Here is a 4594-nt window from a genome sequence, read left to right as displayed (position 1 = left end):
AATCGGTCCTGCCGCAACAAACTTCGCATAGAACGCGGACACCGCAGATTCGTGGCGAAGGACCGTCGCAGCGACTAGCGTCGGGACGACTGGAGTGCGTTCCATCCACACAGTTTGGAGAGCGTCATGAAGCTTCTGAAGGCCTCGACGGCCGCGGCCGCATCGGTTCTCGTCGTGGCGGCGCTCGGCGCGGGAGCCGGCACCGCCTACGCGGCCCCCACGCCCGGTGACTCCGCCGTCCCGCTCGTGCAGCCCGTCGTCGACAAGCAGACCGCCCAGGACAACCTGATGCGCGAGCTTCAGATCGGATGGGAGACCGGCGGCCCCGCCGGCATGGCGATCGGTGCCGGGGTGGGACTGGCGGTCGGCTGTGTCTCGATCTTCCCGAACTTCATCGCCGGCTGCATTCTCGGCACCGGCATCGGCGCCGGCATCGGCGCCTACAACGGGATCACCGGCGCCAACCCCAACGTGGAGCCCGCATTCTACGAATGGCTCAACGCGACACCGTGAACCGCGCCCGGCGCCCTACGGGCGGTCGTCACGACCACTCGTAGGGAACGTCGTCGCTCACCCCGAGGTCGTCGCACAGACGCCGGATCGCGCTGCAGTCCTGCACCAAGCGTTGTCGGCCCGCGTCGTGCGCGGCGGCCGCGACGATCCTGTCCGCACCGCGGACGTTCTCGTGCTCCAACACCGCCGACCACGTCGCGAAGTCGTTCGATCGGAACGCCTCGAGCCCGTCCGCGAGTCCGGCCAGCAGGATTCGCCGGTCGTCGCCGCCCAGACGCTCGAACACGATCTTCAGCAGCTCGCCGGCGATGGAGGAGTGACAGTATTCGTCGCGGCGGTGCAGCACGACGGTGGCGCGGTTGACCGGCTGCAGGTCCTCGTCGTCGGTCATCAGACCCAGGTAGGAGCTGATCGAGGTCTCGGCGACGGTCGTGAACGCCAGCGACACCAGCGCCGCGCCCCGAGGGGAGTCCGCGGCGTCGACGGCCGCTCGATGATGCCGGACCGTCGGCCCGTACGGCAGCCGGCTCTCCGGTAGGTCCCAGCCCCGCCGCCGCCGGGTCAGCGCGCTCGCATTCAGGTGCATGAGGGTGTGGTACTGCTCGTCGACCATCGCTTGCATCGTCGCGATGGTGAGCGGGTCGCCGAGTCCGGTGCCGAACGCGTCCTGCGACAGCAGCCGAAATCCCGGATTGACCACGTACTGTTCGACGTCCATGACGTTCTTGTTGTAGCCGATCCACGCCCACGCCAGGACCCGGTCTCGCGTCGGCTCGTCCACCTTCGCGAACAGGTCGTGGTCGTGGAAGGGGATCAGCGTCTGCGGGTAGTCCGCCTTCGCCGGGTCGAACAGGTCGTCGAGGTCGGGTTCGGGGCGCTTGACGACGGCGCGCCGCGGCCAACTGCCGGCAAGAGCGCCGATGACCGCGCTCTCCACCCGATCGGACGGGTCGAACGGCGGCAGCGACGGCAACCGCAGCAGCCTCTCATGTTCGGCGGCCTCGTCCCCGAAAACGTTGTCGGTCACGGTGTTCCCCCCTCCGGTCGATCGCCCGGCGCGAGCGGGCCGGTGAACAGGTCCTCGCACAGCGTCCGGTAGTGCTCGCCATGGTCGCCGAGCGGCGCGATCGCGGCCGCCATGAGCGCCCCGAACTCGCGCTCGTCGCCGTGCGCGACGGCCGCGGACAGTCGGTGCAGCGCCGCGGCCAGAGCCGCCCGGGCCGTGGCCGCGTGCGGATTTCCTGCCTGGATGTCGTAGTACACCTCGGGGGCACCCGAACCGATCCGCGCCAGCAGCGCCAGCAGCGTCGCGTGCGGCGGCGGCGCCGCCCCGACCAGGGTGTCGGCGTCGACGGCGAGTTCGCCGAGCGCCAACCCGAACCCGAGGACCGCCGCGTGGGTGAGCGCCTGCGTCGCCGCGGCGGTGCGATCGTGGTCGTCCGCGCTCACCCGGATCACCCGTCCGCCCCAGCCGGTCACGGCACCCAGAAACCGCTCGACGTCGGGGGAGTCGCGGTGGATCACCGCGGCGACCGGCCGCCCCTGCATCCCCAGACCCGGCGCGAACATCGGATTGATCCCCACCGCGGGCCGCGTCGGGGCATCCTCGTGCAGAACGCGATGGACCCGCGACTTGACGGACAGCGTCTCCACCAGCACCGCGCCGGGGCGCATCAGCCTGTCGACGATGGGGACGGCGTCGAGCGCCACGCTCTCGGGGACCGCGAGAATCACCGTGTCGGCGCCGGCGAGGGCCGCGCGGATCTCCGCGCCCGGCGCGGTGACGTCGCCGGGCAGCGCGTCGCACACCGGTCGCGGCGGGGCCGAGTCGATCACAGTCACCGAATCCCCACCCACGCGTGCCGATTCCGCGAGCAGCGAGCCCACCGCGCCCGCCCCGCCCACGATCACCAGCCCGCACGTGGTGGGGTCGGCACGTGTGGTCACGGATCGTCCACCTGATCGGCGACATCCTCCGCACCGCCCTCGCCGTCACCATCCGCCGAGGTGGCCGACAGGCATCGCCGCATCGTGACGGCCTTGACCATCGTCTCCTCGAGTTCCTCCTCGGGATCCGAGAGCGCCACGATCGCACCGCCGACACCGAAGGTCACGTGGTCGTCGGTCGCAACCATCGTGCGGATCACGATGGAGAAGTCGGCGGTGCCGTTGATCGACAGGTACCCGATCGCGCCCGAGTAGACGCCCCGCGGACCCTCCTCGAGCTTGTCGATGATCTCCATCGTCCGCAGTTTCGGGGCCCCGGTCATCGAGCCGCCGGGGAACGCCGCTCGCACGCAGTCGACGGCCGACACGTCGTCACGGAGGGTCCCGCGCACCGTCGACACCAGCTGGTGCACCGGCGCATACGTCTCGACGTCGAACAGCTTCGGCACGTGCACCGACCCGGGAATGCACACCCGAGACAGGTCGTTTCGGACCAGATCGACGATCATCAGGTTCTCGGCGCGATCCTTCTCACTGTCGAGCAGGTTCTGCCGCAGCGCGGCATCGCGCTCCGGTTCGGCGTCCCGGGGCCGCGTGCCCTTGATCGGCTTCGAGTCGACCACCCGGTCGGCGCCGATCCGCAGGAACCGCTCGGGGGACGCGCTCAGCACCGACACCCCCGAGAACTGCAGCAGCGCACTGTACGGGGTGGGGCTGATCTCCCGGAGCGTCTCGTAACTCAGCAGCGGGTCGATCACCCGGTCCACGGTCGCCGCGTTGGTCAGGCACACCTCGTACGACTCGCCGGACCGAATCTCGTCCAGGCACTGTCCCACCAGCGCCAGGTACTCGTCACGTCCGTGCCGCAGGCGGGGTTTCGTGTCTTCCTCGAGTTTCACCAGCGGGTGCGGGGGCGGCGCCGCGACCTCCTCGGCGAGTTTCCGGATGCGAGACTCGGTGTCCGCGAACCACTTCGCGACGACGGGATCGTCTGCCTCCTCGCTCAGCGCGAGCAGGTGACAGCAGCCACCGAGGTGGTCGATCACCACCGCGCGGTCCGCGAACACGAAGGCCGCGTCGGCGGTCGGCGAGGAGTGCACCAGCTGACTGCCGGCGTCGGCCTTGAGTTCGTACCCCAGATACCCGACGTAGCCGAGGCCGAACGCGAACGGCAGATCCCGCAGCGGCGGCACCGCACGCGTGCGGAGCTGCTCGTCGATGTAATCGAAGAACCGCTGGTGCACACGCTCGTCGGGCCTACCCTGGCGCTGCACACACACCGTCGTCTCCGCCACCCGGTAGGTGATGAACTCGGCGAGCGGGCCGGAACAGTCGCCCAACACCGAGAAGCGGGACTCGGGTTCGATGGCGGCGCTGCCGTCGAGCCAGAAGCTGTTGGGGCCGTCCGCGAACATGTTGCTGTAGACCGCGTGCGGATCGACCGCGCGGTCCACCCGCACACTCGACACGTGGTAGCGCGGCGGCTGCTCGGCGATCGCGGGCGCCGCGTCCGGTACCGCGGCGGACGCCGGACGACCGACCGGGCGGCCGGACCGGGTGGGAGTGAGGTCGCGGAAGTTCCCGAGCAGCTCGCGCCCGTACTGCGTACAGATCGACTCGGGATGGAATTGCACGCCCCACAACGGCTGTGCGCGATGCTTGGCGGCCATGATGAGGCCGTCGTCGGTCCACGCCAGTTCGTCGAGCTCCGGGGGCATCGCGTCGACGATGAGGGAGTGGTAGCGCACCGCCTGGAACGGCGACGGGATCCCCGTGAAGATCCCGGTCCCGGTGTGCCGGATCGTGGAGATCCGGCCGTGCATCGGCGCCGGCGCCAGCCCCACGTTGCCACCGAACAGGTGGCAGAGCCCCTGGTGACCCAGACACACGCCCAGCACCGGAATCTCCCGATTCGCGATGGCTCGCGCGCTGATCCCGAAATCCCTTTTGCGGTCCGGGCGCCCCGGACCGGGCGAGATGACGATGTTGTCGAAGTCGTCGAGCGGCACCGACGCCCAGTCGGCGTCGTTGTGCACGACCCAAGGTGGTTCACCGTTGACCTCCGACAGCAGGCTGTAGAGGTTGTAGGTGAACGAGTCGTAGTTGTCGATCAGGAGTGTGCGGGTCGACATGG

The 4594-nt window shown here is 69.7% G+C and carries 4 protein-coding genes; 1 reads left to right on the top strand and 3 read right to left on the bottom strand.

The window, feature by feature from the left end:
- Positions 1-126: 126 nt before the first annotated feature.
- The gene (locus C8K36_RS12970; RefSeq protein WP_107985182.1) at positions 127-513 is read left to right on the top strand and encodes a hypothetical protein; all 387 of its coding nucleotides are present in this window, start codon (positions 127-129) and stop codon (positions 511-513) included.
- 28 nt (positions 514-541) lie between these two features.
- Here C8K36_RS12970 and C8K36_RS12965 read toward each other — a convergent pair whose 3' ends face one another.
- The 3 genes from C8K36_RS12965 to pabB are packed head-to-tail and all read right to left on the bottom strand — an operon-like array spanning position 542 to position 4592.
- Entirely contained in the window at positions 542-1540 is a 999-nt protein-coding gene (locus C8K36_RS12965) for an AurF N-oxygenase family protein (RefSeq protein ID WP_107984909.1), read from the bottom strand.
- Positions 1537-2460 carry a prephenate dehydrogenase dimerization domain-containing protein gene (locus C8K36_RS12960; protein WP_107984908.1) on the bottom strand — a complete coding sequence of 308 codons (924 nt, stop codon included), beginning with the start codon at positions 2458-2460 and terminating at the stop codon, positions 1537-1539. Before C8K36_RS12960 ends, C8K36_RS12965 begins: the two co-directional genes overlap by 4 nt.
- Positions 2457-4592, bottom strand: coding sequence for an aminodeoxychorismate synthase component I (gene pabB, locus C8K36_RS12955; RefSeq protein WP_107985181.1), 2136 nt, complete (start codon positions 4590-4592; stop codon positions 2457-2459). The genes C8K36_RS12960 and pabB overlap by 4 nt, the downstream gene beginning before the upstream one ends.
- Between the last annotated feature and the right edge of the window lie 2 nt (positions 4593-4594).

This window comes from Rhodococcus sp. OK519 (assembly GCF_003051005.1).
Lineage (GTDB): Bacteria > Actinomycetota > Actinomycetes > Mycobacteriales > Mycobacteriaceae > Prescottella.
This window is presented reverse-complemented; position numbering and strand designations above follow the sequence as displayed.